This window comes from Enterococcus sp. HMSC078F03 (genome assembly GCF_001811595.1).
Lineage (GTDB): Bacteria > Bacillota > Bacilli > Lactobacillales > Enterococcaceae > Enterococcus > Enterococcus faecalis.
This window is the reverse complement of sequence record NZ_KV805556.1, coordinates 156,627-183,217: the sequence shown is the minus strand read 5'-3', so window position 1 is coordinate 183,217 and position 26,591 is coordinate 156,627. Positions and strand designations below refer to the sequence as shown.

The following is a 26,591-nucleotide window of genomic DNA, read 5'->3' as shown; positions in this document are numbered from 1 at the left end:
TAATTTTTGGAGAATTTCGGCTTATTTCCGAAGGAGTTGGTTCTGTTCCCGCCGTTTATCAGGTTTTGAGCCTGGGACAAAAATCTCTTTGGATTTTTGTCCCAGGCTCACTTTTTCTATTTTAAGATAATTCACTGTCTGAGCTTCTTTTATTTTGCCATTTGAACAACTATTTTGCCAACTGCATGGTGCGTTTCACTGAGTGCATGTGCATCATAAATCCCTTGTCTAGAAAAAGGGAAAACTTCACCAATAATTGATTTCACTTTTCCAGCTGCCATCAAATCAGCAATTTTTTGTAATTGTTCTCCATTTGGTTGAAGCCAAATACTTTCAGCAGAAATATTTTTTTCGGCTGCCAATTGTTTATCTTCAATGCCCACAATTGAAACAAGACGACCTGTGTTTGGTTTTAAGACGTCAAAACTATTTTTTTGAACCTCACCACCCATTGTATCAAAAACCAAATCAACATCAGTTAATACCTCTGCAAAATTCGTTGTATGATAATCAATCACTTCATCTGCACCAATTTTTTTCAGTAAGGCATGATTTTTTGCGCTAGCGGTCGTGATGACATGTGCGCCCGCTTCTTTTGCTAGTTGAATCGCATAAGTACCGACCCCACCTGCACCAGCATGAATTAAAACAGTTTCTCCTTCTTTAAGGTGACCATGATCAAACAATGCTTGCCAAGCGGTTAAACCAGCCAACGGAACGGCAGCCGCTTCTTCAAAGCTAATTGTTTCAGGGATTTTTGCTAATAAATGATCATCCACAATCGTTACTTCTGCATAGGTACCAAAACGAGTAGTTTCAGGACGAGCAAAAACTTTATCGCCAACTTGCCAATCCGTTACTTGACTCCCCACCTCTGTAATCACACCAGCGACATCCCAACCAAGAATAATCGGAAAGGACCAATCAAACATCTGTTTTAAATATCCTTCACGCAATTTCCAATCAATCGGATTAATTGATGTCGCGTATTCTTTTACCAACACTTGATGTTCCGATAATTCTGGCAGTGTTACTTCTGCTTCTTCAAGTACCTCTTTACTTCCGTACTGATTAATCACAACAGCTTTCATAAACCAACTTCCTCTCATTTGTTTCATTTTTCACACTTTTAGTATACGCCTATTGCCTTCTTTTTATATAAGAATATGCTTTAGTTAAATTGAGAGAAAGTAGCTGTTTTTAGTCTATTATTCATAACGTAAAGATTCAATTGGATCTAATTTTGCTGCTCTTCGAGCTGGTAAAGTTCCTGCTAAAAAAGCAATAAACATAATAACTAAGATAATCGTTAGTGAAGATGGCAATGAAAATTGAATTAATTTAAATCCTGTTAAAGCCTTTAAAAAAGAATCCGTTGCCAAACGATTAACTAAATTTCCAACCCCAACAGCTCCTAAAATGCCTAATATTGAGCCAAAAAAGCCAATTAAAGCCGCCTCAACACTAAAAATTGTAAAGACTTTCCCATTGCTAAGACCCATGGCTTTCATTAAACCAATTTCTCGCGTTCTTTCTTGGACAGACATATACAGCGTGTTAATAATGCCAAAGCTTGCAGCTAACAAGGCAATTGCACCAAACATGGTTAAAACACCAGTGATTGCATTGATTATATTACGAATCATACCAATTTCATCTTCGACAGTAGTCGCTAAATAGCCAGCTTTATCTAAATCTTTTTTGATGTCCTTAATCTGCTCTGGCGTGCTGTCTTTTTTAACTTCAGCAATAATCATCGCGTATTGATTTTTTAAATGTTCTGGAAGATCTGCTTGATTGATTGAGACAACTTTATCAATCAATGCTTTATTCATCAGCGAGAGCCCATTTTGAATGACACTGGTATTTCTAACGCCAACAATTTTTGCTTCAATAACTTGCTCTTGTCCTTTCAAGGAACTTGAGATACCTAATTGAACTGTTTCTCCCACGGCAGCTTTACTAGATGTATAGCCGAGCGCCTTTACATATTCTGGTGACAAATTAATTTCGAAGTCCTGGCTCGTTTGCGAAACTTTACGGCCAGCCGCTAAATCAATGGTCATCTCATCTAGCGCAGAAGTTGCTGAAAATACATATTTATGCTTATCTGCTCCTTTTATATAATCGATAGCAACGGATTTCATTGGTTCCACTGATGTAACATCCGAGATTTTTTTAATCTTCTCAATATCTTTTTCAGCAAGCATACTTTGTTGTTGAATCGTACTGGTTTTTTTCTCTGGATTATATTTACTTGGTTCTGTTCCGTTACCAACATTCATCTCCATTTTTGGCTGAATAAATAGCTGATTTGCACCACCGACACTGCCGACTTGTTTGTCAATATAATCATTTACACCAATATTGACTCCTGTAGTTAAAGCTATGGTAAATGCTCCAATAAAGATTGCAATAATGGTCAATACGGTTCGACCTTTATTACGCATTAAATTGGTACTAGCTGATTTTAAAATATCTCTAAATTTCATTTACTCATCTCCTCCTACAATCAAGCCGTCTCGAACATGAACTTGCCGATCACAACGTGCTGCTAAATCTGGATCATGTGTCACAATAATTAAGGTAATTCCTTTATTTTTATTTAAATCAAATAACAATTCTTCAATTTTCTTCCCAGTGGCAGAATCTAAATTCCCTGTAGGTTCATCTGCAAAAATAATTTGCGGATTATTAACTAAAGCACGCGCTATACATACCCGTTGTTTTTGGCCACCAGATAAATTATTCGCTTTGTTTTGAACTTTATCTTCCAAACCGACTGCTTTTAACGCATCTAAAGCCATCTTTTTCCTCTTGCTACCGGAAATACCACCAATTTTTAATGGTAAAAGAACATTATTTAAAACTGTATCCTTGGCATTCATAAAGAATTGTTGAAAAACAAAACCAAATTCTTCATTTCTCGTTTTATTCAGCACTTTCTTTCTAATACTAGTAACATTTTTACCATTTAAATAAATATCTCCTGAAGTTGGTTGATCTAACAATGCCAAAATGTGCATAAATGTTGATTTCCCAGAGCCACTTTTACCAATTATGGCCACAGATTCACCTTTTTCAACTTTTAAATCAACACCTTTTAACGCATCAAATTTTGTTTCGTTCTTTCCATAACTTTTTTTGATATTTTTTGCTTCAATTACCGCCATGTTACCCCTCCATTTTTCATTCTTTGTCGTTTACTTATTTACAAAGTTTTTTTACTCTTTTCATACTCCTTTCTTCTCTTTCTATTTTGACGGAAGCCCTTTCCTTTGTCATGGTACTTCCGATGTATCTCTCAATTAAAACAATAAGAACATGTTCCAAATTCACCTCATTGAACATGTTCTTATTAATTAGTTATGCATTTACGCGTTTAATTTCACGATGTTTATTCAATAAATAGGCCAAACCAAGATTAATGCCAACAAAGCAACTGATTGTCAGAAGAAGTGGCAGGACAGTAAAACCAGTGGATTGATAACCAACCATTGCTTGCAAGACGTGGAGCATTCTCAGGCGCATTGGTGTCCCCCCTAATTGTGCAATCGTGCCCAGTAAAATAGGAATCATTAATAACAGCAATAAAACAATGAGTTTTTTTACGCCATCTATCCGATCATTAAAGACACCTGCTAACAAGCCAAGTGAGCCGCTAAGCATTAGTAAGATAAAAAAGAGCAACCACGACATGAAAAAGTTTCCTTGAGCATAGACATCAATTAATTTCATTGATAATTGAAAATGAGAAATGAAATTGCCGCTAAATACTTTAATCAGTACAAGTACAGCCAAGGATCCAACCAAAGATAAAATAGCATTACTTACAAAATTCACCAAAAAAATTGTCCAGCGGGAAAGCCCGTTTTGAATAAACAGTTTAAAATCTGTGTTCATCCCAAAAAATGATAGTATCCCCATAAAAACCAGACAAGGAATTACTGCATCAGAGCTGACAGTATTCACGTCGTTAGAAAAGAGCAACCCAATAAGAGGAAAAAGAATGCCGAACAAAGCATAAAAGCCAAAATAAATTGCTAAGGAACGGACTTGATAAATTACACGATACCGCAAAGCTGTTTTAAATTTCATTTTACTTTTCCTTCTTTCTATTGGTTAATTGCACAAAATATGTTTGTAAATTTAGCGGCGCAATTTGAACCTCTGCTTTTTCAGTTGGCAAGTCGCCGTACACGTAAGCCGTAACTGCCCCACCTAAAGTGTCCATGCCTAAGATTTCCAATGACTGAGTATAGCGCTCTACTTGTTCTTTCGGCCCAGAAACAATGCGACCGTTTTTCAAAATTGTTTCAATAGATTCTGCGCGAATCAATTTTCCTTGATCAATGATGATAATATCTTCTAATAAATTCGCAATTTCTTCAATCAAATGGGTAGAAATCACAAACGTACGGGGACGTTCTTGGTATGTCTCAATTAAATAAGTATAAAATAATTCCCGATGATTGGCGTCTAAACCTAAGACCGGCTCATCTAAAAAAATATACTCACAGGGGACGGATAGCGCCACTATTAGTTTAGCAATACTCCGATAACCAGTTGATAATTTTTTGAATGCCTTTTTACTATCTAAACCAAAATCGCTTAACATTTGTTCGGCCAAAGACCAGTCAAATGATCCATAAAAACCTTCAGTCGTTTTAAAAATATCTTTAATTTTTAACTGAGGAGGAAATAAATTATCTTCACTCATTAAGTAAATATGATTCAAAGCAGTCTCATTATCGGTCACTGTTTCTCCCGCCAATTGAACGGAACCTGAAGTGGCAAAACTTCGATTATTAATGATATTTAATAACGTACTTTTACCAGCCCCATTCCTGCCTAAAAGCCCATAAATCGTTTCTTTTTCAAAAGTAATTGAAATATTATCTAATGCCTTTTTTTGATGATATTTTTTGCTTACTGATTCCACCCGCAAACTCATGCGTCATACCCTCTTTCAATTAGTTGTTTTAATTGTTCGGCTGTAATCCCTAATTTTTTAGCTTCTGCGACAACTTCTAATACTTCTTTATTTAAAAATTCTTCTTTCCGTGCCCTTCTTACTCTCTCTTGAGCGCCTGGTAAAACAAACATGCCAATCCCCCGTTTCTTTTCAATCAGCTGTCGTTCTACTAATAAATTCATTCCTTTTAAAACGGTGGCTGGATTGATTTGGTAACTTTTTGATATTTCTGTGGTTGAGGGAATTTGTTCGCCTTCTAAGTAAGCGCCATTAAAAATTCCTTCGGCAATCTGATCGGCTACTTGCTGAAATAAAGGCTTTTCCCCCGAAAAATTAAATTCCATTTTTACACCTCGCTTAAACGGTTAACTACTTATGTAACTAACTATATATCTTAGAAATTCTTTTGTCAACAAAAAAACCATTGTTTCCAAAGAAATTTTTCTTTGAAAACAATGGCGATACTTTTGAGTTGATTGAATCCGTTCCTTCTTATAGGGTTCCATTGTACAACAATTCATCGGTTGTTTCGTTGACAATTTTTAAGCGATTTTGTTTTTTGATCAAAATACTTTTATAGGTTGTTCCTGTAGCCTTTTCTTCCATCACAAGAATGCGTTTATACTCATTATCAGTGACTTGCTTAATCGTTGTTTGATTTAAGGACGGAATTTTTTCTTTTAGCGTTTTTTCTTCCGCCAGACCTTTTAAGATTTCTGATTCTGTAGTGGAACTTGTGGATTTACTAGAATCGCTTGATACACCTTCGTTATTAGACGCACTTTCAGATGACTTGCGACTTGATTCGGTTACTTTAGGCTGTGATGATTCACTAGTATTGGTTGAATTCATTTGCGTTTGGGTTTGATTCCCACATGCACCAATTAGCAACCCAACGCCTAAGATAGAGCTTGCTAAAATAGTTTTTCTAATCATTTGCATGACCTCCTACATCTATCATTACTTTAACCTTAACATTTTTCAGCTAAGAGAACAATTTTTCAGATTAGAAAAGACCACTAGTCGTTATTTAAATAAACGAACTAGTGGTCTTACTTATTTAGGAATGATCTTCATATGAGTGAGTGGGTAATAAACAAATTGTGCTTTCCCTAAGATTTGATCTGCATGTATTGCACCAAAAGAACGGCTGTCTTTGGACATACGGCGATTATCACCAAGTACAAAATAGCTATCTTTAGGTAATTTTTCTTGCATTAACAATTCTTTTGAATCAAAATTCGTAGTGTAAGGCATCGTTTCATGATCTTTTTTTCTGTTTTTAGTTAAATAGGGTTCAGCGATTGGCTGATTATTGACATATAATTGATCGTTTTCGTAACGCACAGCTTCTCCTGGTAAACCAATCACACGTTTAATCAGAATCGATCCTGTGTCTGTTTTAAAGACCACCACATCAAACCGTTTAATGGCGGAGAATTTTTCCATCACAATCATATCTCCTTGATTCAAGGTTTTTTGCATGGAATGGCCATCCACCCGAACAGGAATCAGGAAAAATCCTCTTAAAATAAAAACGGCTACGATTGCTGGTACTAAAATTTTCAGAAAGTACATTAAATACCCAACATAATCACGTTTCTTCTTCAACTTCGTGCCACCTTTTTTCTAGTTTTTTTGAATTTCTTTGACTGCTGTATCGTAGGCAGCGTCATTTTCAAGAATTAATTTACCTAAAGTGGCTTCAATTTTTGTGGCTGTTTCATTGTCGATTTCTCCAGTTACAGGCAAGCCATTTTTCTGTTGAAAATCGCTAACCGCTGCTTTTGTTTCTGCGGTGTAGTTTGCATTGTTTTCATCAACAGGATACGCTAATACAGCTAAAATAGCATTTAAGTTCTGAATATCTTCAGATTGATCCCCTTCTTTTAGCGTTTTATCGCGAGGAATCAATTTTAAATAGGCATACTCGGGGTAATCAGCTTTGATGGTTGGTTCAATTCCTTTTTCGTTGATCCATTCGCCTTTTGGTGTTAACCATTTTAAAACAGTCAATTTTATTTCGGTTTGGTCATTTAAATCCTTCACCGTTTGGACCGTTCCTTTGCCAAATGTTTTCGTTCCAATTAGTGGGACATTCGCAGATTCATGCAGTGCTGCAGCAAAAATTTCGGATGCACTGGCACTATTGCCATCAATGATAACTGCAACAGGTTCTTTTACTTTAAAGCCGTCGTCTAATTCTTTGGAAGCAACTTCTTTCATCGTACGTCCTTTTTTGTCTTCAAATTGAACAATTGTTTCGCCATTTTTTAAAAACATACTGGCCATTCGCTCTGCTTGATCTAGCAGTCCACCAGGATTTTGGCGTACATCAATTACAAAGGATTTAGCTCCTTTGGCTCGTAAATTCGTGATTGTTTCTTTCAATTCTTGATATGTTTTTTTACCAAAGGACGTAATTTTAATCGAGCCAATTTGTGCATCTTTTTTGTCTAACTCACCTGTCACTGTTTTAACGGGAATTTTCCCACGTTTGATTGAGATATTTTTAGTTTCTCCCTCTCTTTGGATAGTCAATTCAACGGAAGTTCCTTTTTTACCTCGGACTTTTGAGACGACTTCTGCTAGTTTCATCCCTTTTGTAGCTGTACCATCAACTTTTTCAATAATATCGCCTTCTTTGATTCCCGCTTTTTCAGCTGGGGAATCTGCTACAGGGGCCTCTGCTACAACTGGTTCGCCATCTTTCATTGTCATAGTGGCACCAATTCCTTCAAAATCGCCAGATAAGCTTTCGTTTAAATCATTGGCAGCAGATTCATTTAGATAAGTTGAGTATGGGTCTCCAATAGCTTCAGACATGCCTTTTAAGGCGCCTTCAACTAATTCATTTTTATCTACTTCACCTACATAATTGGTACTAATTTCATTATATAAATCCTGCACTTTGCTTAAATCAGCATTGGTAATTGCCCCTTCTTGACTCATCTTTTTAACACGATGATCAAAATAAATATAACTACTTCCTCCAGCTAAAAATGCGACACAGAGGAGCGAAATAATATATTGATAAAAAGGAACAGTTCGTTTGTTCTTCATAGATTTCATCTCATTTCTAACAAATTCGTCACTACTTTTGTTTACTATAACATGAATGAAAAAAGAGGAAAAGCTTTGTTTGCTTTTCCTCTGGATTTATTTATTGTTTTCAAGGTACTTTTCCCATAACTCATCAAAGATGTCCATGTTGCTTAAATAGTCAGCATTCATTTCTAAATAAGAAGAAAGTTCATGATAATCCTCGGTTTGTTTTGGAAACTGAATATCTTTGGCCGCTTCATTGGCAAAATCAGTTTCAGGATCTTTAGCCGGACCTTTTAATGTCATTAAGTAATGGTAAAAGCTTCGTCTCATGTAAATTAGTCACTCCATTTTTCTTCAATAAATTCACTTCTACGTTGATGGGACAATCCATAACGCAAAGCGTCTTTTTTATAAAAGTCTTGATGGTATTCTTCAGCAGGATAAAATGGTGCTGCTGGTTCGATGGTGGTAACAATTGGTTCTGTAAAACGGTCACTATTAGCTAGACGTTCTTTACTTTTCTCAGCAATTTCTTTTTGTTCTTGAGAACGATAAAAAATAACTGGCCGATAATTATCGCCGCGGTCTTGAAACTGACCGAAAGCATCAGTAGGATCCGTTTGTTGCCAATAAATATCCACTAATTGTTCATAAGAAATAATCGCCGGATCAAAAGTGATTTCTACTGCTTCCGTATGGCCTGTTGTGTGTGTTAGAACCTGTTCATATGTTGGATTAGGCACGTGCCCACCTGTATAACCCGAAACAACTGAGATAATCCCTGGTTGTGTATCAAAAGGCTGCACCATACACCAGAAACAGCCGCCTGCAAAAATTGCTTTTTCTTCCATCTCTAACACTCCTTTTTTATTTCTCTTTTGGCAAGTATATATTCATCCGAATGTCATCGTCAACTAAATTAATCTTTTCTGCTCGAACAAATAGACCATTTTGCATTCTAAACTGATCTAAACGTAATAAAACAGTTTGATCATCTGGATTGATTTCAACCCATTTAGGTAGTTTGTAAGAACGTTTAGCAAATTTCAATACTTCTTTAATTGGCAAGCCTAACGTTCCTATAGATAAACTTTTTGCTTTTAATTGTACATTGCCATTCGCCATCACGTAAGGATCAAAATATAAGTAAAAAGGAATGTCATGCCCTAACACCTGAAATGTTCCATTTAATAAAGCATCATTTTCTAAATAAAATTTATATTTGATCTCCGAACCTTTTTGAAAGTCGGCTAAATAAAAGTCAATCAGTTTGTTCACCTGTTGTTTTTTTGACTGAATGGTGACGACTGGCTCGCCTTCTTTTTCAACAATTGCTGGTATTTTCTTTAAATCTGGTTCGCGAACTTGTGTTGCTCGAAATGTCACGAAAGCTACACTACCAATGACTAAACCCACTAGAACAAGAAAAGCGATTTTCCAGGGATTTCGTTTAGGATTGGTTGGTTGTGTCTTTTTAATTGATTTACTTGTTTTTGGCTTTTCTTCATTCATTTTATTCACTACCTTCTGATTTGGTTATCCATTCTTTCTCTGTCTTGACCATTTCATCCCGGACAGCTCCGGACATAATTTGGTAGCCAAGATTATTCGGATGGAAGCGATCTTCTTCATATAACAAATTGTTTAAATCCTCTTTGCTAGCACTACTTCCTGTAGTTTCTGAGTCGCCACCAGTTACGCCAACTTCATCGCCACGACCTTTATAGAGTAAATCATTGATAGGAATGAAATAGGCTCGTTTTTGCTCTTGAACCATTTCTTCGGTTGCTTGATTCCAATTATCAACGATTTCTTGCATTTCTGTAATTTCGGAAAAGTTTAAGTAGAAGGGATTGTAAATTCCTAAGACATAAATAGGGGCCTTCTCGTTGTACTCTCGGATTTCTTCAAGTAGTCGTCTTACTCGGCGTTGATAGGCTTTTTGTGGACGATTGAACGAGCTGACTTTCAAGTCGAAAATATTACTACTAATTACTTTCATTAAGTCATTTCCACCAACCGTTAGCGTAATCACGTCCGCAGAGGCAAGGCCCTTTTGAATTTCAGGTTTCTCTTTGATTCGTTTTAAAATTTGATCACTACGATCCCCATTTTTCCCAAAATTGTCTGTTTGAACACCGTTCAAGTTGTAGTGTTCTTTTAAATCATCTGCCACAATAGGAACAAAACCTCCACTATTCGTCAAATCGCCAATTCCTTCAGTTAAAGAATCACCGATAGCTGTATAATGAATGACTTCTTTTTGATTTTTTTGAGCAGTTGTGGCCACTTTCTCTTGCTTTAATAGTGGCTTTGCTTTGGGGATGGCCACACTTAACAATGTAAAAACACCTAGCGCAATGAGGATAGGTGTTAAGACGGTCAGCAAAATATGCTGTGTTTGTTTTTTCATCTTCGTCACTTCCTTTTAAATAAACCAACAAGAAATTTTCCTTTTCTTGTTAGAAAGAGGTTGCGTCTACTCGTTTAAGAGTGAGACCCAACCTCGTTATTTCTTAGTCTGTATAGTACATAATAGCAAAGGCATTTTTTCCTGTATGTGTTGCAATGACTGGATTCGTATGTAATACGGGAATATCCATGTCTTTAAAGATTGCTTGTAATCCTTCTTTGAATCCATTTGCTAGTTCTAGCCCATCCGCATGAGAAATGCCAATTTGTCGAACATTTGGAATCTTACTTAATTCTGATTTCAATTCGTCAAACCATTTATTAAACGTTTTAACGCCTCGGCCTTTCGCTACAGGAATCAATTCCGTATTTTCAAAGTCCATGACAACTTTCATATTAAAAATGTTTGATAATAATCCTGTTGTACGGCTGATTCGTCCACCTTTAACCAAATTATCCAATGTTGAAATGCCAATGTATAATTTAGTATTTTGTTTGACGCGTTCAATTTCAGCTAAAATTTCTGGAACACCCGCTCCCGCTTGTGCCAATTTTGCTGCTTGAATGACTTGGAAAGACAAACCTTGGTCTGTAAAATCGCTATCAATCACCGTTACTTTACTTGATGATAAGTTGCTAGCTTGACGGGCCGCTTCAACCGTTCCACTTAAGCCTTTTGTCATGTGAATCGAAATTACTTCACTGCCATCTTCACCTAAGCGATCATATAATTCTACAAATTCACCAATTGGTGGTTGACTCGTTTTGGGTAAGGCCTTCGCATTAGCCATCATGTCCATAAATTTTTCGCCTGGCAAATGATCATCATCTGGATAAACAACGCCATCAACCATAATTGATAAAGGCATCATATGGATATTTAATTCATCTCTAAGACTTTTTTCCATCGTACATGAAGAATCCGTTACGATTTTAACGTTTGTCATAAATTTATCACTCTTTCTTTAAAAGGAACCTGTTTTCATGGTAGAATACCATTAAACGGTTAATTATCTAGTTATAGTATAACAGACACTGCCGAATTTTTCATCAAATTAAAATAAAGGAAGTGAATTTATTGGAAAAAACGCATTTCTCAAAAAAATACCTAATCGTGAACGAAGTCTTGAATGCAGTTACACATGGCATAGGCGCAGGTTTAAGTATTGCTGGCTTAGTCATTTTACTTGTTAAAGGAGCTCGTTTAGGCTCACCGATTCACGTGGTATCTTATGCTATTTATGGCTCCATGTTGATTCTACTTTTTTTATCTTCAACGTTATTTCATAGTTTAATTTTTACAAGAGCCAAAAAGGTCTTTCAGGTCTTCGATCATAGTTCTATTTTCTTATTGATTGCTGGCAGCTATACGCCGTTTTGCTTAATTAGTATTGGCGGTTGGTTAGGTTGGACCTTATTTAGTTTAGTCTGGTTAATCGCCATCGTCGGTATTGTCTATAAATCCCTCACGTTGCATAAACAAGAAACAGTGAAAAACATTTCAACGATTATTTATATTGTTTTAGGTTGGCTCTGTATCATAGCTGCTCGTCCGTTATATGAATCTCTTGGGTTTACAGGAACAGCGTTATTGGTCGCAGGGGGTGTGTCTTACACATTAGGTGCAGCCTTCTATTCATTGAAAAATGTGCGGTTTATGCATGTGGTTTGGCATTTGTTCGTCATGCTTGCAGCGATCCTCATGTATTTTTCTGTTCTCTTTTATACGTAATCACAGCACAATAAGAACACGATGCTCAAAGCATCGTGTTCTTTTATTGCCCTAAATCTCTTTATTATAAAGGATTATTCTTCTTTTCGAATTATTTTAACATAAATTAGTAGAAAAGACTTTACAAAACGAACATACATTCGTATAATAACAATACGAACACTCGTTCGAATCAAATGAAGAGGTGATACACATGGAAGCAATTCGTCGTGTTGGATTTTTATTTTTTGTATTGGTTATAGGTATTTTCTTGGGAACATTAGGATTACGTCTTGCTTTTATGATCGTGACGCCGTTATTTATTCTTTGGTTTATGTCATGGGATGAGAAGCGTTATACACGTACACGTAAACAACAGCAAGCAAGATACGTTTATCGTAAGTTCCCTTAATAAATAATAAAACGGTGTGTTCCCCCCAAGCTACGCTCCGTTTTTATAAATATGTCAAAGAAAGAGCGAAGGATTAAATCTAAGTAGTTCAGTTTTGGAGTACAAAATGACAAAATGTACTTCAAAATGGACTACTTTTTTCATTTTAACTTACATACCAAATTACATACAAAATGATTTATAAAATGCAATTGAAAATGATAATTGAATGAAAATTTGTGATTTTGTGGTATTATGATAATATAACTTATAGAAAAAATTGCTTATTCAACTAACGGGCAGGATAATGAGAAAAGGTTTTTTGATAGAAATAAGAAATTAGATGGTAAATTAGTTAAAAAGGCTGTGTTATAAATGAAAGTTTCTTTGATTGCTGCGATGGATAAGAATAGAGTGATTGGCAAAGAGAATGACATTCCTTGGAGGATTCCCAAGGACTGGGAATATGTTAAAAATACTACAAAGGGACATCCGATAATATTAGGTAGGAAGAACCTTGAATCAATCGGAAGAGCCTTACCTGACAGAAGAAATATTATTCTGACGAGAGATAAGGGGTTTACCTTTAATGGTTGTGAAATTGTTCATTCAATAGAAGATGTTTTTGAGTTATGTAAAAACGAAGAAGAAATTTTTATTTTCGGAGGAGAACAGATTTATAATTTGTTTTTCCCTTATGTTGAGAAAATGTACATCACAAAAATACATCATGAATTCGAAGGAGATACTTTTTTTCCAGAAGTGAATTATGAGGAATGGAATGAGGTATTTGCCCAAAAAGGGATAAAGAATGATAAAAATCCGTATAACTACTATTTTCATGTATATGAAAGAAAAAACTTATTGAGTTAACGGGTGCGTTAATTGAAGAAGAACAGTAAAGATAAAGCACAAGAGCTTGGGATTACTCCAAGCTCTTTTTGTCATTTGAAATAAATTATATCTTTCCAATCAAATTGTTTATCTGTAATCCCTAATCTTTGAGCAGGTGTCAAAACCTTTTTATCCGCTGATTTAAAAGGGCGACAAAAGTTGTAGTAAGTTCTTAGAATTGTAATCGCAAATTGAGCATACTTCGGATTGAAGTTAGCGTAAATATAGCTCTTCTTATCACCACGAGCTGTTGTTAATGGTCTTTCAAGAGATGATATATAACGTCTTATCTGTTGAATAAAGCTATTGGTCGAATGGTCATTAACATTTAATAGCATCTTTGCGATTTCGTTTGGTTCCAGAGCAGATAAATCCGTTCTACAATCAACTGAATAAAATCCTTTATCCTTAGTGGCTAATGGATGTTTGATAGGGTTATCGGCATATTTGCGATATCTTTCTCCATCTTTACTAATAGCCTCTTCGTGGAATTGATGACTTGTTAGTAATTCAGTTAGATAATGAGATGCCAAAGTCCGTAGAAACTTTGTTTTGAATCCTCTGATATCTCCCCAATCGAGCAGTTCTGCTTTTGCTTGTCCGAATTCTTTTAAGCATTGTTTTCTGCTTTTCGTCTTGTTAACTTGGCAAATAAAATGATGTGCATCGCTCAACCTTAATTCTTTCGTGAATACTCTATAAAAGGCGTTTCTAATAGAGAAGTCATCATCACTAATCATTCGCCATTCGTCGGCATTAACCATTTGTTTAATTAACCAATAGTGAGCAGTTGTAGTATAAGGAGCATCAACATTTAAACCATCGACAAATCTACTCCTATTAGTAATTTTCCCTAATTCGTGAAGATAAGCATTCCTATTTTCGCTATCGTTAGCGGATGGTTCTTGTGGATAATAAGACCAATCTAACCTATCATTTTTACGACTAAAAGTATTGAGATGGTCTTCTTTGAATTTTCTTGTATCTTCATTTAATTCATCCATTGAAATATTCCAATCATAGGCAACATCAGAACGGAACACATATCTTGATAAGACCTCAGCAGATACAACTATATACGTTTGCATATTAAGGTCTTCAAACCCCGTATATTTCTTTGAACCTTGTCCTTTCTTACGGACGTTATTTAGGTAGTAGTGCATCTTGTCCGTATTAAGCCACATCTCGTTAAATTTCTTTGTTTGAAGGGGTTGTGTCTCATATCGTTCTAAAAACTCCAAACAACGCCTATACAGCCACTCCAGCTTATGATAGTAGGTTCCAACTCCAATTCCTAAAATATCACAAGTACGACTGACTGAAACCCTTCCAACAACCATCTTAGCGAACATTGGAAGAATGGTGTTCTTTTGTTGGTGATAAGTAGTGGTTTCTTCTCTTTTTGGTAGAACATTAGTGAACTTCTTACACGCCTTACATTGATAGCGTTGAGATTTGCCCCTACTTTTCCCCCTTTTGTAAAATTGCTTCGGCTCATTGAATGGGGTTGATTCTTCTTCCGAGCAGCCTTCTTTATGAAATTGATAATCTGGCTCAACATCTTGGATGCTATTGATTTCTATAAGGCGTTTAATTTCTTCAACAACAGACCAATTAGATAAAGGGGTTACTGTACAGTTTTGCGATACACCTCTGCCAATAGGATTGTCATTGCAGTACATACCTTTATGACCTTTATCTTTGGAACTACCAGTCATTTTATATCGACTTGGTTTCCCTTTTACATCTTTGAATTTGTGCTGTTCTTTCCCAAAATTACAACAAAACGGATTGATGCAGTAATTATATTGAATGGGATATTCAGAACCGTTCCATTTAAAAGACGTTGGCAAGAACAACATTTTGTTATACCTTGTTGCAAATCGTTTTGGAGTTAATAAATCATATTGTTTAGCCCTATCTTTTAATTCTTCGTTTGAAATCGGAATTTTAACATCTACAATTTCATCTTCCTTCGTGGCTAATCTTTTAAGCTTGGTCATTGTCTATCAACCCACTCTATCTTTGATACCCATTTTTTCAACAATCCGCTTATTACTTCGCTTGTTGGCAATCCATTCAATAAACTTCTTATCGTCTAAAATGTTCAATAAGAATTCATCCACTGCTTCGCTTTCAGTACGCTCTGCATATTCAGCGTATTGCTTAACTATCACCCTTACTTGCTCTGATATTTCCCAATCCACAGACTTAGCGTTCTTATTTTTTGGCTCAAGAAATTGCATAGGAAAATGCACCCCTTTTTGCTTAGTAAATTGTAACCATTTTAACACACCAATTTGCATTCCTACAATAATTATTTCACGTTCGCATTTTTATATACATTTTAACTTACATTTTGTGGTGTAAATTAACAACAAACGTTGATTTAACAATAAAAAACGAGTATCAAATTCAGTTGCAATTTGATACTCATTTAGGTTTACATTTTCACTTTTTGTACTCCAAAACTGAACTACTTAGATTAAATCCTTCGCTCTTTCTAATTAAATTAGATTAGTATTCCATTAAGGTAACAATATCGTAGCCATCAATTTTATCGCGGCCATGTAAATCCATTAATTCAATTAGGAACGCACAACCAACCACAATACCACCTAATTGTTCGACTAATTCGATGGTTGCTTTAATTGTACCACCAGTTGCTAACAAGTCATCACAAATCAAAACACGTTGGCCTGGTGTGATGGCATCTTTGTGCAACGTTAATGTATCTGAACCATATTCTAAGTCATAAGTCACTTCGATGGTTTCACGAGGAAGTTTTCCTTTTTTACGAACCGGAGCAAAGCCAACCCCTAGTTCATAAGCCACTGGACAGCCGACAATAAAGCCACGAGCTTCCGGTCCTACAACCATATCAATTCTTTTTTCTTTCGCGTAATCCACGATTTGTTTCGTTGCTTCACGATAGGCATCCCCATTAGCCATTAATGGAGAAATGTCACGGAACACGATCCCTTTCTCAGGATAATCTGGAATGCTTGCAATGTAATCTCTTAAATCCATTTTTATTTGTCCTCCTCATTCCACAGCCATTGTTGTATTGTTTGACAATCACTGTAAAGTAGAAATTCTTCTGTTTTTATTTTTTTCAATCGTTGTTGGTACACTTGACTTTCAGTCAATGGTCGATTGTCGGGTTTCTCAATACTGTTTAAAACACCGCTTTCTATTGTAACAAATCCTAAGTCAAAAAACACCTGTATCATGAAAATTAATAATTTTTCTTGGATATTTAAGTAATTTGCCACCTTCGATAGCTGGGAACGTAGATTTACTTCTTTTTGCTGCAAAATAAATTTATACAATGTTGCAAATTGTTCACGTGAAGCCATACCGTTTAAATAAGCTTCTTCTGGTGAAATAAACATCATGTATATACGTTGTATCTCAGTCGCTTCAACAATTTCTTTAACCGTGATTGCTTCCACAGGACAGTCGACAAAAACCAGTTGTTCGATTTGATTTTGAGAAACAGCTTCCACCAATTCTTCTTGGTTTGACCAAACAATAATATTAGCGGTTGGATCTGAAATGAATTTTTGATTTTTTTCATCAAACAAAAGATAAGCTGTTGCTTCTGAAGGAATTGGTTTCGTTTGATTATTTTTGCCACGAAAATCAAATAATTGTCTTCCCAATACAGCAAAATCAGTCACCATTAATTGTGGTTTCTTACGACCATTCCATTCATTGATGGAAAGTTGGCCTGCCACATCGGCGGTTCCTTGTGCTAGTTCATCCGCTTGAGGCCCCATTTGAAAAGCAATTGCATCCAATTGTGCCCCTTCTTGATTCATTTGAAATTTCAGATGTGCATTATCTGCACCAATTTGCCGAATTTGCGTAGGCGTGATTTCCTTAAATACAAAAGTTGGAACAGTATTATCGGTCCCAAAAGGCGCCAAAATACGCAATTGATCAATAAAAGTAGTCGTGGCCTGCGAAACCGCTAAGCTCTCACTAATGAGCAACTCTTGTCCATTAGCCATATCAATTTGATTTTTTTCAATAAAGTGTGCCAAATGTTCTTGAACAAAAGGAATATTTTCAACAGGTAAAGTCATTCCCGCTGCCATATGATGCCCACCAAAATGAGTGAATTGCTCACGCACTTCGTTCAACGCCTCATAGAGATTCAATGCGCTAATGCTGCGTCCAGAGCCTTTAGCAGTCGTACCAGATTCATCTATTGCTAAAATAATGGTTGGTTTCCCCGTTTCTTGCATAATGCGGCCCGCGACAATCCCTAAGACGCCTTCATGCCAGCCTTGTTTCGCTAAAATATGGACCGGCGCATTCGGGTCGATTAAATCCAGGGCTTCTTTGGCAATCGTCGTTACAATGTCTTTTCGTTCATTGTTTTGTTGATCAATATATTTAGCGATTTCCAGCGCTTGTTCTTCATCAAATGTAGTCATCAATTCAACACCTGGTGCGGCTTCCCCTAATCGACCTAATGCGTTTAAACGAGGTCCAATGGTAAAGCCAATTGATTCTTCTGAAACAGCTTCCTTTTTCACACCCGCTTCTTGTAATAAAACGTCTAAACCAATTCGATCACCAGTTTGAATCATTTGAAGGCCCATTTTGACAAACGTTCTATTTTCATCGGTTAATGAAACCAAGTCAGCAATCGTCCCAATTGCTACCAAATCTAATAACTCAATTGGCAATTCACCAAGTAACGCAGTAGCGACTTTGAAAGCCACGCCAACACCAGCTAAATCTCCAAAAGGATAGTCACCTTGTGGATGTCTAGGGTGGACAATCGCATAGGCTTCTGGTAATTGTTCAGGCAATTCATGATGGTCAGTAACGATTACATCTACTCCTTGTGCCATAGCGTAGTTAATTGCTTCATGTCCGGCTACACCATTATCAACGGTTACAATTAATTGGACTCCTTGTTCAATTTGTTCAGCAAATACGTCTTTATTAGGCCCATAGCCATGAACAAAACGATTCGGTAGAAAGTACTGAACCATGCCACCGACTAATTCGATTGCTTCTTTCATAACCGTGGTACTAGTGATGCCATCTGCATCATAATCCCCATAGACAAGGATTTGTTCACCCGCTTCGACGGCTTGCTGGATGCGGGCTACCGCTTTCTCCATATCATGCATTAAGAACGGATCATAAATATCTTCGATAGTCGGATGTAGAAACTTACGTAATGCTTCTTCTGTCCGGATATTGCGGTGCCATAAAAGTTGGCCAATTAATGGATTAATTTCTTCTTTTTTTAATTGTTCTATAAATTCTACAGGTAATTCTGTCTTTGTCTGTAACTGCCATTGATAGTTTGATTTTTTCACGACGTCACTCCTAACCAAGTAATTATAGCAAAATTTTTCCAAAAACTAAAGAAAGCATTTTTTTAAATCTGAGAAAAAAACTGTGATATCTGTTAGATAAATAGCAGATATCACAGTTTTATTTTAAAAGAAACTTAGTGATAAAGTCTCTTCCTTATTTTTGTTCCTCTTCATTCACACGAGGTTTCACATAACGATCAATACGACTACCTGACACAGGCGTTACGTCTACTTCTGTGTTTGACGTTTGTTCGTTGACCACTGGTTCTGAGACTTGTGGTGCTGCCGCTTGTTTGGCTTGCAAATCAGCCAATTGATTATCAAAAGAACGTTGAACTTTTTCCGTTTCTTCTTTGACTAATTTATCCATATCATTTTTATAAATATCCAACTCTTTTTGTACAGCTTTTAATTCCTTACGTTGGTTCCAAATGGTGGTTGTGGAGGTTAGTAATCCAACTAGTGCGCCAATAATTGCAGAACCTAAAATAATTAAGATTAACGGTCCACTAATTTTAGTAAAACCAAAGTTTACTGGAACAGCTTGATTATTTAAAACAGCAAAAATAACAACAATTAAGACCAACACAAGGCCCAAAATAACACGCCATTGATTTTTCATGACTTGATCGACTCCTTTATTTTTTATTTAAAATATTTCCCGCTATGAAATCTCCTAAATGTGGAAACAATGTATAAAAGCGGGCTGCCGCTTCCATGACAAATGGACGATTAATCTCACGTCGAGAAGTCCCCATACTCCCAACCACTTCTTTCGCTAATTTCGTAGGGTCCAAAACAATTTTATCCACCGCAGCTAGATATGTGCCTGTCGGGTCCGCTTTATCAAAGAATTCTGTTTGGATTGGTCCTGGATTGACAGTCGTTACTGCTACACCCAACGGTTTCAATTCTAAACGTAAAGCATTTGAAAAACCTAACACAGCAAATTTCGTTGCAGAATAAACGGTTGATTTAGCTGTAGCCATCTTCCCAGCCATTGAAGCAACGTTGATAATATGTCCTTGCCCAGCTTCAATCATTTTAATAGCTACTTTTTGAGTAAACGTCATCATTCCTAGAACGTTGACATCAAACATTTGGCGTGCAACAGCCAAGTCAATTTCAACAAAATTTTCAAACAAGCCAAAACCAGCATTGTTGACTAAAACATCTATAGGACCAACTTCTGCTGAAATAGCTTCAACCACACGTTCAACACTTTCTGGATCGGCAATATCTAATTGATAAGAAAATGCTTCTCGTCCGCTTAAAACAGCACACTGCTCGCGAACTTTACCAATCAAATTAATTCTGCGGGCGCAGACAACGACGACCGCCCCTTGTTTAGCTGCTTCATAACAAATTTGTTCACCTAAACCAGCTGAACCTCCAGTTACGACAACGACTTTATTTGTTAAATCCATCTAAGCTCCTCCTTCATTGGCAAATGGAATCTCAATGATATCCATATCTTTTACGATTTTTGTATTGGGGAAAATTTCTTGGGCTTCTTCTTGAAGCTGATAGGCCTCTTTGGTTAAATAACGGGCACTAATATGCGTTAAAATAAGTTGTTTTACTTGCGCTTCTTTTGCAACTTCAGCTGCTTGTTGACTGGTTGAGTGGAAGTAGGCTTTTGCCATTTTTGCTTCGTGTTTATTAAACGTACTTTCATGGACTAAAACATCCGCTCGTCGTGCTAAAGTTACACTATTTTTGGTTTTGCGAGTGTCTCCTAAAATCGTCACGATTCGTCCAGGTTTACGCTCTCCCACAAACGCTTGTCCATTAATTTCCTGTCCATCAAAAACAATCGTTTCACCACGTTTGAGTTTGCCATACAACGGCCCAGAAGGAATCCCTAAAGCTTGAAGTTTCTCTACTTGTAATTCTCCTTCATGCGCTGCTTCCTCAATTCGATAGCCAAAGCTCGTGATGCCATGGTCCAAGATATTACAGCGAACAGTGAATTGTTTATCTTTAAAAATAACGTCATTTTCTTTCGTTAATTCAATAAATTTCAGTGGATAGGACAACCGCGATTGCGAGACCCGTAAAGAAGTCTTGACAAAGTCAGCAATCCCAACTGGTCCATAGATTTCTAAAGGTTCTGTCCCGCCCTGAAAAGAACGACTACTTAACAAACCAGGTAAACCAAAAATATGATCCCCATGTAAATGTGTAATAAAAATCTTTTCAATTTTTCTTGGGCGAATACTACTTTTTAAAATTTGCAATTGAGTCCCTTCCCCACAATCGAAGAGCCAAACTGCATTTCGTTCATCTAATAATTTCAACGCAATTCCTGTGACATTGCGATGTTTTGCTGGTACACCAGCGCCTGTTCCTAAAAATTGTATTTCCATCTGCTACCATACTTTCTTTTAAACTTCCTTTTTATTTTAGAAGAAGTTTGCTCCTTTAGCAAATAATAATTTATCTATTTTCTCAAAGTTTCCTTCTTAGTTTACCGTATTTTACGATAAAATAACAAAAAATTAGCAAACTACCATAAAAAACCGTGATTTCTTAGTATTTTAAAAGACTGTTTTCCTTTATTCAGAAAACAGTCTTTGCTCCTTATTCTTCTTTCGATGTTGCTTCTTTGTGTTGTTCTTTTTTTGCTTGCCACGATTGTTTCGCTTCATTTGCAACTTCGTTCGCATCGTTAATTTCTTGTTGGACTTCCTCTAAATCAAGCCGCGTGATTTCGCCACCTAAGTCAAACATAACCAATTGGTTGAGCGGACGGTTGTCTTCTTCTTCTGCAATTAATAACAATCCCGTTTGTCCTTCATCAATCTTTTGAATCACATGTTCAAAAACCGTTTGTGCTTCTTGAATTTCTTTGGCGTCTTTGCTTGCACCATACATACTTCCAGCAAACCAGCCAAAAAGAATGCCCAGAGGACCACCTAATATGCCTACTAGCATCCCAATCATGCTATCTTTTGATGTATGATTGTTGCCTGTAAAATCGATAAAATCATTGATTTTAAATTGATGCTGGCCATCATTAACATGCGTAACAACCGCCATTTGCTCACCTTTAAGCTGTCTTTCTGCCTGCATCTTTTTTATTTCGGAAAATGCTTGGTACGATTTACTTTCAATATCAAAGTTCATAATGATAATTCGTTTTGCCATACAAATCGCTCCTTTATTCTGGATACATCTATTTTAGCAAGAAAGGCCTATCTCTAGCAATGAAAACTTTTTGGTTATGTATAAAAAAAGAAGATAGCTAGGCTACCTCCTTGTTAATGCTTATTTACCATCAAGAATATTTAAACGGACCTTTTTCGGACCATCGATACGTACACTATAAACAATTGTCCGAATTGCTTTTGCAACACGCCCTTGTTTACCAATGATACGTCCAATATCTTCTTTGGCCACAGTCAAATTATACTCGAGGAAATCAGTTGATTCCTCAATTTCTAATGAGACTGCTTCAGGTTGACTGACTAACGGACGGACAATAGTTAAAATTAACTCTTTCACATCTGCCATGTTCAATCACCTTATTTCTTAACGTTTTTAGCTTCATGATGTTTTTTCATAACGCCTTCTTTTGAAAGGATGTTACGAACTGTATCAGAAGGTTGCGCACCTTTAGATAACCAATCTAAAACTAAATCTTCTTTTAAAACTACTTCTGCAGGGTCTTTCAAAGGGTTGTAAGTACCTACAGTTTCGATGAAACGTCCATCACGAGGAGAACGAGAATCAGCTACTACAATACGGTAAAAAGGACTCTTTTTAGAACCCATACGTTTTAAACGAATTTTAACTGCCATTATTAAATACACCTCCATTAACTTAATCACAAGAGTTAGTTTAACAGATTAACAACAACCTGTAAAGAGTTTTTTCTTGACACCTTTACTTTTTTTCAATTTTTTTAGCCAATTTGCAGGAAAACAAACGAAATAATGAAGAATTTTTACAAAATTTGATAATAGTTGTACTGGTTTCTCACTTGAAAGCCTTCTGTTTGATAGAGATGAAGCGCTGCTTGATTTTCTGTTTCAACTTCTAAAAAAATAGTCGCTGAAGCTGAATTTTCTAAAATCATTCGGAGCGCAGACTGTAACACTTGACGGCCAAGACCGCGACCTCGTTGCGTTTTTGTCACAACAAAGCCATAAATCCCCCATTCGTTTTCAAAATGATCCAAACGTAGCGTGGCTAAAAGTTGATTGTTTTCTTTATAAATAAGTGTTCGTTGAAGGTCCTCCGGCAAAGGCGTACCTTCGAGTAACCTAGCCAAGGAATCCAAATCAGCCACTTGTGGTCGGAGAAGTGTCAGCTTCGCCAACGCCTGTGAGTAAGTTTCTCTTTGAAAAACCAGATACTGTTCTGAAAAAGCTGGCACAATTCCTTGTCTATTAAAATAATTCAGGCCAACAGATTGCTTGTCGTCCATCACGAGAAAGACTTCTTTCATTCCCCACAAAGCTGCTTGCTTTTCGAGTTCTTGAACAAGTTCTTCAAAAAATGGTCCTACATTTGGCGCAACAATCGTCGCTTCCAAGGTTTCCCCATCAAAACAATACCCTACGATATATGCTTGAATGGTTTGTTCCTTCCTGTATAAACCATAATAAGTATAAGCTGATTCCTCAGGAAATGTTTGTTCCAATTTATAAAAAGTTCCTTGTTTAATCATTTCCTTGTTTTTTAATTCAGTCAATGTTTGTTTCTCCAACTGTGTTAACTGTCGGCGCCAATTTATTTTTTTATTCAAGCAGTTGCTCCTTTACTCATCCTTTTACTAGCTATTATACGTGAAGTTACGAAGTTCAACAATGTACAAGGATAAAACGTTTGCGCTTTTTTTGAAAAAGTACTATCATAAAGTAAGTAAAAGAAAAATGGAGGGATTTACATGACAAAAAAAATTGGTATTTTTGTAGGGAGTTTAAGAAAAGATTCATTTAACAAATTGGTAGCAAAAACAATGGCGGACTTATTTCCAGCTGATTTCGAACCTGTTTTCATTAACATAGGTGATTTAGAATTATACAATCAAGATTTGGATGATGAAGGAACCCCCACCGAAGCTTGGACAACATTCCGTGAAGAAGTTAAACAAGTAGATGGCGTAATGTTTGTAACACCAGAATATAACCGTTCAGTACCAGCTGTTTTAAAAAATGCATTGGATGTCGGTTCACGTCCGTATGGCGAAAGCGTTTGGGATAAAAAACCAGGACTTGTGGTGAGTGTTTCACCAGGTGCAATTAGCGGATTTGGTGCGAACCATCATTTAAGACAATCATTAGTCTTCTTAAATGTTCCAACTTTACAACAACCTGAAGCCTATATTGGCGGTATTACGAACTTAATTGGTGAAGATGGTAAAATTATTGATGGCACTGTTGGCTTCTTACAATCAATTGTAGATGCTTACGTGGATTTCTTTAATCGCTTAACTGCCTAATTGAATCAATCGAGAAAAAGTGAGGCAACTTTTTACAGGTTGTCTCACTTTTTTTATTTTTTTGCTTGACCCTCTCGTTACGTAAAGGTTTATGATAGATTTTGTCAGGAGGAATGAATGATGGAATATACAATTAAAAAAATGGCTTCACTATCTGGCGTCAGTGCACGGACGTTACGATATTATGATGAAATTGGTCTTCTTCAACCAGCCAGAATTAATTCTTCTGGTTATCGAATTTACGGGCAAGCCGAGGTGAATCGTTTGCAACAAATTCTTTTTTACCGTGAATTGGATCTGAAACTAGATGAAATTAAAGAAATTTTGGAGCAACCTGACTTTAATGTTGAACAGGCTTTATACGAGCATCAACAAAAACTATTGGAAAAGCGCAATGAAATTGATCGTCTTTTAGCCTCTGTTCAACAAACCTTACACCATTACAAAGGAGAGATAAACATGTCAGATCAGCAAAAATTCGAAGCATTCAAACAACAAAAAGTTCAAGAAAACGAAGAAAAATATGGTAAAGAGATTCGGGAAAAATATGGCAACGAAACGATTGAACAAGCCAACAAAAAATATTTAAACTTGACGGAAAAAGACATGCAAGCAATGCAGAACGTGGAAAAAGATTTATTTTCTAAGTTAGCCATGTATCAAAAATCACCCAAGTTGACTAGCCAACTTGCGCAAGAAATTTTCCAATTACACAAAGATTGGTTAATGTACTCTTGGTCAAGCTATTCGCCAGAAGCACACAAAGGGTTAGGCCTTATGTATGTTGGCGATGAACGATTTACGTCATATTATGAACAACACGGCGCTGGTTTTGCCGAAGCGTTAAACGCAATTATCCAAAACTACGCTTAAACAGAAAGTGCGCCATCAGTCGAAGAGACTGATGACGCACTTTCTGTTTCTTCCAATAATTAACTAAAGCCTGTTTATCTTTTTTTCTTTTTCTTCTTTTTGTTTTTCTTCATCATACGATTCATGGCCATTTTACCTAGCTTGCCTTTAACGCCGCCACCTAACATTTGATCCATACCAGGAATGTTCATATCCCCTTTGGACATTTGTTGCATCATTTTTTTGGATTCTTTAAATTGTTTAATCATACGATTGACTTCAACCACACTATTTCCTGAACCAGCTGCAATTCTGCGGCGGCGACTAGGATTTAATAGATCAGGATTTTCACGTTCTGCAGGGGTCATTGATAAGACCATCGCCCGTTTCCGTGCCACATCTTTTGGATCGACTTTGACATTTTCAATACCAGGCATGTTACTCATTCCAGGGATCATTTTTAATAAGTCTTCAATCGGTCCCATGCCCATAACTTGATCCAATTGCTCAATGAAATCGTTAAAGTCAAAACTGTTTTCTTTCATTTTTTGAGCAAGTTCTTCTGCTTTTTTCTCATCGTAATCTTGTTGCGCTTTTTCAATTAGCGTCAACATGTCCCCCATACCTAGGATACGACTCGACATACGATCGGGATGGAAAATTTCTAAATCGGTTAATTTTTCACCAGAACCGACAAATTTAATCGGAGCACCCGTTACTGCCCGAATTGACAGCGCAGCCCCCCCACGAGTATCGCCATCCATTTTGGTAATAACAACCCCAGTAATTCCAAGCTGTTCATTAAAACTATCTGCAACGTTGACAGCATCTTGCCCCGTCATCGCATCAACAACTAACAGAATTTCATTGGGATCAGCCAACTCTTTAATTTGTTTCAATTCGTCCATTAAAGCTTCGTCAATGTGTAAACGGCCGGCCGTATCAATTAAGACATAATCATTTTTCTTTTCTTTTGCTAATGCTAACCCTTGACGAACAATTTCCACTGGATTAGCATCTGTTCCCATATCAAAAACGGGAACTTCTAATTGTTGACCTAAAACCTTCAACTGATCAATCGCTGCTGGACGATAAACGTCACCAGCGATTAAAAGCGGACGAGCGTTTTCAGTTTTCATTAAGTGTTTTGCTAATTTACCAGTAAAAGTTGTTTTACCAGCCCCTTGTAACCCTGTCATCATAATCACTGTCGGGATTTTTGGAGATTTATTCAGTTCAACCGTTTCTGAACCTAACGTTTTCGTTAATTCTTCATCAACAATTTTTACAATTTGTTGGGCTGGTGATAAGCTTTCTAATACTTCGACTCCTACTGCCCGTTCTCTGACACGTTTTGTGAAATCTTTGACCACTTGTAAATTAACGTCGGCTTCTAATAAAGCCAAACGGATTTCTCGCATCATTTCTTTTACGTCGGCTTCGGAAACTTTTCCCTTACGACGGATTTTACTCATTGCCTGCTGTAGGCGGTTTGTTAAACTCTCAAAAGCCAT

31 protein-coding genes are annotated in these 26,591 nt (G+C 36.6%); 5 read left to right on the top strand and 26 right to left on the bottom strand.

Going from position 1 to position 26,591, the window contains the following annotated elements:
* Positions 1-149: 149 nt before the first annotated feature.
* The 14 genes from HMPREF2810_RS06430 to HMPREF2810_RS06365 all read right to left on the bottom strand — a co-directional run bounded on the left by HMPREF2810_RS06430 (position 150) and on the right by HMPREF2810_RS06365 (position 11,382).
* Entirely contained in the window at positions 150-1,118 is a 969-nt protein-coding gene (locus HMPREF2810_RS06430) for an NADP-dependent oxidoreductase (protein WP_025192226.1), read from the bottom strand.
* 90 nt (positions 1,119-1,208) lie between these two features.
* Positions 1,209-2,492, bottom strand: coding sequence for an ABC transporter permease (locus HMPREF2810_RS06425; protein ID WP_010715236.1), 1,284 nt, complete (start codon positions 2,490-2,492; stop codon positions 1,209-1,211).
* On the bottom strand, positions 2,493-3,173 hold the full coding sequence (locus HMPREF2810_RS06420; protein WP_002357457.1) for an ABC transporter ATP-binding protein: 681 nt from the start codon (positions 3,171-3,173) through the stop codon (positions 2,493-2,495).
* Between the two features lie 193 nt (positions 3,174-3,366).
* Positions 3,367-4,098 (bottom strand): hypothetical protein, encoded by a 732-nt coding sequence (locus tag HMPREF2810_RS06415; protein WP_002408443.1) that lies wholly within the window; start codon positions 4,096-4,098, stop codon positions 3,367-3,369.
* A gap of 1 nt (position 4,099) precedes the next feature.
* Positions 4,100-4,954 carry an ATP-binding cassette domain-containing protein gene (locus HMPREF2810_RS06410; RefSeq protein WP_002408442.1) on the bottom strand — a complete coding sequence of 285 codons (855 nt, stop codon included), beginning with the start codon at positions 4,952-4,954 and terminating at the stop codon, positions 4,100-4,102.
* Complete coding sequence (locus tag HMPREF2810_RS06405) at positions 4,951-5,319, bottom strand: GntR family transcriptional regulator (RefSeq protein ID WP_002408441.1); 369 nt, start codon at positions 5,317-5,319, stop codon at positions 4,951-4,953. The genes HMPREF2810_RS06410 and HMPREF2810_RS06405 overlap by 4 nt, the downstream gene beginning before the upstream one ends.
* Positions 5,320-5,467: 148 nt before the next feature.
* Positions 5,468-5,917 (bottom strand): hypothetical protein, encoded by a 450-nt coding sequence (locus HMPREF2810_RS06400; protein WP_002371090.1) that lies wholly within the window; start codon positions 5,915-5,917, stop codon positions 5,468-5,470.
* 114 nt (positions 5,918-6,031) lie between these two features.
* Positions 6,032-6,586, bottom strand: a complete 555-nt coding sequence (gene lepB, locus HMPREF2810_RS06395; protein ID WP_002382369.1) for a signal peptidase I — start codon at positions 6,584-6,586, stop codon at positions 6,032-6,034.
* Positions 6,587-6,604: 18 nt separating this feature from the next.
* Positions 6,605-8,047, bottom strand: coding sequence for a S41 family peptidase (locus HMPREF2810_RS06390; RefSeq protein WP_025188430.1), 1,443 nt, complete (start codon positions 8,045-8,047; stop codon positions 6,605-6,607).
* Positions 8,048-8,134: 87 nt separating this feature from the next.
* A complete protein-coding gene (locus HMPREF2810_RS06385) occupies positions 8,135-8,353 on the bottom strand; it encodes a YozE family protein (RefSeq protein ID WP_002357449.1) in 219 nt (72 codons plus the stop codon).
* Between the two features lie 5 nt (positions 8,354-8,358).
* A complete protein-coding gene (gene msrA / locus HMPREF2810_RS06380) occupies positions 8,359-8,874 on the bottom strand; it encodes a peptide-methionine (S)-S-oxide reductase MsrA (RefSeq protein WP_010715237.1) in 516 nt (171 codons plus the stop codon).
* A 16-nt stretch (positions 8,875-8,890) separates the two neighbouring features.
* Complete coding sequence (locus tag HMPREF2810_RS06375; RefSeq protein WP_002377303.1) at positions 8,891-9,544, bottom strand: YpmS family protein; 654 nt, start codon at positions 9,542-9,544, stop codon at positions 8,891-8,893.
* Positions 9,537-10,436: an SGNH/GDSL hydrolase family protein gene (locus tag HMPREF2810_RS06370; protein ID WP_010715239.1), complete on the bottom strand. Its 900-nt coding sequence runs from the start codon at positions 10,434-10,436 to the stop codon at positions 9,537-9,539. The genes HMPREF2810_RS06375 and HMPREF2810_RS06370 overlap by 8 nt, the downstream gene beginning before the upstream one ends.
* A gap of 103 nt (positions 10,437-10,539) precedes the next feature.
* Complete coding sequence (locus tag HMPREF2810_RS06365) at positions 10,540-11,382, bottom strand: DegV family protein (RefSeq protein WP_002357444.1); 843 nt, start codon at positions 11,380-11,382, stop codon at positions 10,540-10,542.
* A gap of 131 nt (positions 11,383-11,513) precedes the next feature.
* Between HMPREF2810_RS06365 and HMPREF2810_RS06360 the strand changes: the two genes are divergently transcribed.
* The 3 genes from HMPREF2810_RS06360 (at position 11,514) to dfrG (ending at position 13,410) form a co-directional block, all read left to right on the top strand.
* Positions 11,514-12,167, top strand: coding sequence for a PAQR family membrane homeostasis protein TrhA (locus tag HMPREF2810_RS06360; protein WP_002357443.1), 654 nt, complete (start codon positions 11,514-11,516; stop codon positions 12,165-12,167).
* 193 nt (positions 12,168-12,360) lie between these two features.
* Positions 12,361-12,558 (top strand): hypothetical protein, encoded by a 198-nt coding sequence (locus HMPREF2810_RS06355; protein WP_002360203.1) that lies wholly within the window; start codon positions 12,361-12,363, stop codon positions 12,556-12,558.
* A gap of 354 nt (positions 12,559-12,912) precedes the next feature.
* Positions 12,913-13,410: a trimethoprim-resistant dihydrofolate reductase DfrG gene (gene dfrG / locus HMPREF2810_RS06350; RefSeq protein WP_000868795.1), complete on the top strand. Its 498-nt coding sequence runs from the start codon at positions 12,913-12,915 to the stop codon at positions 13,408-13,410.
* Positions 13,411-13,481: 71 nt separating this feature from the next.
* On the opposite strand, the gene HMPREF2810_RS06345 is transcribed toward dfrG, so the two are convergent.
* The 11 genes from HMPREF2810_RS06345 to HMPREF2810_RS06295 form a co-directional block, all read right to left on the bottom strand.
* Positions 13,482-15,434, bottom strand: coding sequence for a hypothetical protein (locus tag HMPREF2810_RS06345; RefSeq protein WP_000163792.1), 1,953 nt, complete (start codon positions 15,432-15,434; stop codon positions 13,482-13,484).
* 6 nt (positions 15,435-15,440) lie between these two features.
* Positions 15,441-15,737: a hypothetical protein gene (locus HMPREF2810_RS06340; RefSeq protein WP_002311824.1), complete on the bottom strand. Its 297-nt coding sequence runs from the start codon at positions 15,735-15,737 to the stop codon at positions 15,441-15,443.
* A gap of 211 nt (positions 15,738-15,948) precedes the next feature.
* Positions 15,949-16,461 (bottom strand): adenine phosphoribosyltransferase, encoded by a 513-nt coding sequence (locus tag HMPREF2810_RS06335; RefSeq protein WP_002357441.1) that lies wholly within the window; start codon positions 16,459-16,461, stop codon positions 15,949-15,951.
* Between the two features lie 2 nt (positions 16,462-16,463).
* Complete coding sequence (recJ, locus tag HMPREF2810_RS06330) at positions 16,464-18,776, bottom strand: single-stranded-DNA-specific exonuclease RecJ (RefSeq protein WP_002382374.1); 2,313 nt, start codon at positions 18,774-18,776, stop codon at positions 16,464-16,466.
* 154 nt (positions 18,777-18,930) lie between these two features.
* The gene (locus HMPREF2810_RS06325) at positions 18,931-19,398 is read right to left on the bottom strand and encodes a LapA family protein (protein ID WP_002369327.1); all 468 of its coding nucleotides are present in this window, start codon (positions 19,396-19,398) and stop codon (positions 18,931-18,933) included.
* Positions 19,399-19,414: 16 nt separating this feature from the next.
* Entirely contained in the window at positions 19,415-20,203 is a 789-nt protein-coding gene (locus HMPREF2810_RS06320; RefSeq protein ID WP_002357438.1) for an SDR family NAD(P)-dependent oxidoreductase, read from the bottom strand.
* On the bottom strand, positions 20,204-21,145 hold the full coding sequence (gene rnz, locus HMPREF2810_RS06315; RefSeq protein ID WP_002360200.1) for a ribonuclease Z: 942 nt from the start codon (positions 21,143-21,145) through the stop codon (positions 20,204-20,206).
* Positions 21,146-21,359: 214 nt separating this feature from the next.
* The gene (locus tag HMPREF2810_RS06310) at positions 21,360-21,926 is read right to left on the bottom strand and encodes a hypothetical protein (protein WP_002357436.1); all 567 of its coding nucleotides are present in this window, start codon (positions 21,924-21,926) and stop codon (positions 21,360-21,362) included.
* A 120-nt stretch (positions 21,927-22,046) separates the two neighbouring features.
* Positions 22,047-22,292, bottom strand: coding sequence for a KH domain-containing protein (locus HMPREF2810_RS06305; protein WP_002357435.1), 246 nt, complete (start codon positions 22,290-22,292; stop codon positions 22,047-22,049).
* Positions 22,293-22,303: 11 nt separating this feature from the next.
* Positions 22,304-22,579, bottom strand: a complete 276-nt coding sequence (gene rpsP / locus HMPREF2810_RS06300) for a 30S ribosomal protein S16 (protein ID WP_002357434.1) — start codon at positions 22,577-22,579, stop codon at positions 22,304-22,306.
* A gap of 146 nt (positions 22,580-22,725) precedes the next feature.
* Positions 22,726-23,529, bottom strand: a complete 804-nt coding sequence (locus HMPREF2810_RS06295) for a GNAT family N-acetyltransferase (RefSeq protein ID WP_002369325.1) — start codon at positions 23,527-23,529, stop codon at positions 22,726-22,728.
* Positions 23,530-23,670: 141 nt separating this feature from the next.
* On the opposite strand from HMPREF2810_RS06295, the gene HMPREF2810_RS06290 reads away from it, so the two are divergent.
* Both HMPREF2810_RS06290 and HMPREF2810_RS06285 read left to right on the top strand, forming a co-directional pair.
* A complete protein-coding gene (locus tag HMPREF2810_RS06290) occupies positions 23,671-24,225 on the top strand; it encodes an NADPH-dependent FMN reductase (RefSeq protein ID WP_002357432.1) in 555 nt (184 codons plus the stop codon).
* A gap of 117 nt (positions 24,226-24,342) precedes the next feature.
* Positions 24,343-25,098, top strand: coding sequence for a MerR family transcriptional regulator (locus tag HMPREF2810_RS06285; RefSeq protein ID WP_002357431.1), 756 nt, complete (start codon positions 24,343-24,345; stop codon positions 25,096-25,098).
* Between the two features lie 74 nt (positions 25,099-25,172).
* Here HMPREF2810_RS06285 and ffh read toward each other — a convergent pair whose 3' ends face one another.
* Complete coding sequence (gene ffh, locus HMPREF2810_RS06280; RefSeq protein WP_002361897.1) at positions 25,173-26,591, bottom strand: signal recognition particle protein; 1,419 nt, start codon at positions 26,589-26,591, stop codon at positions 25,173-25,175.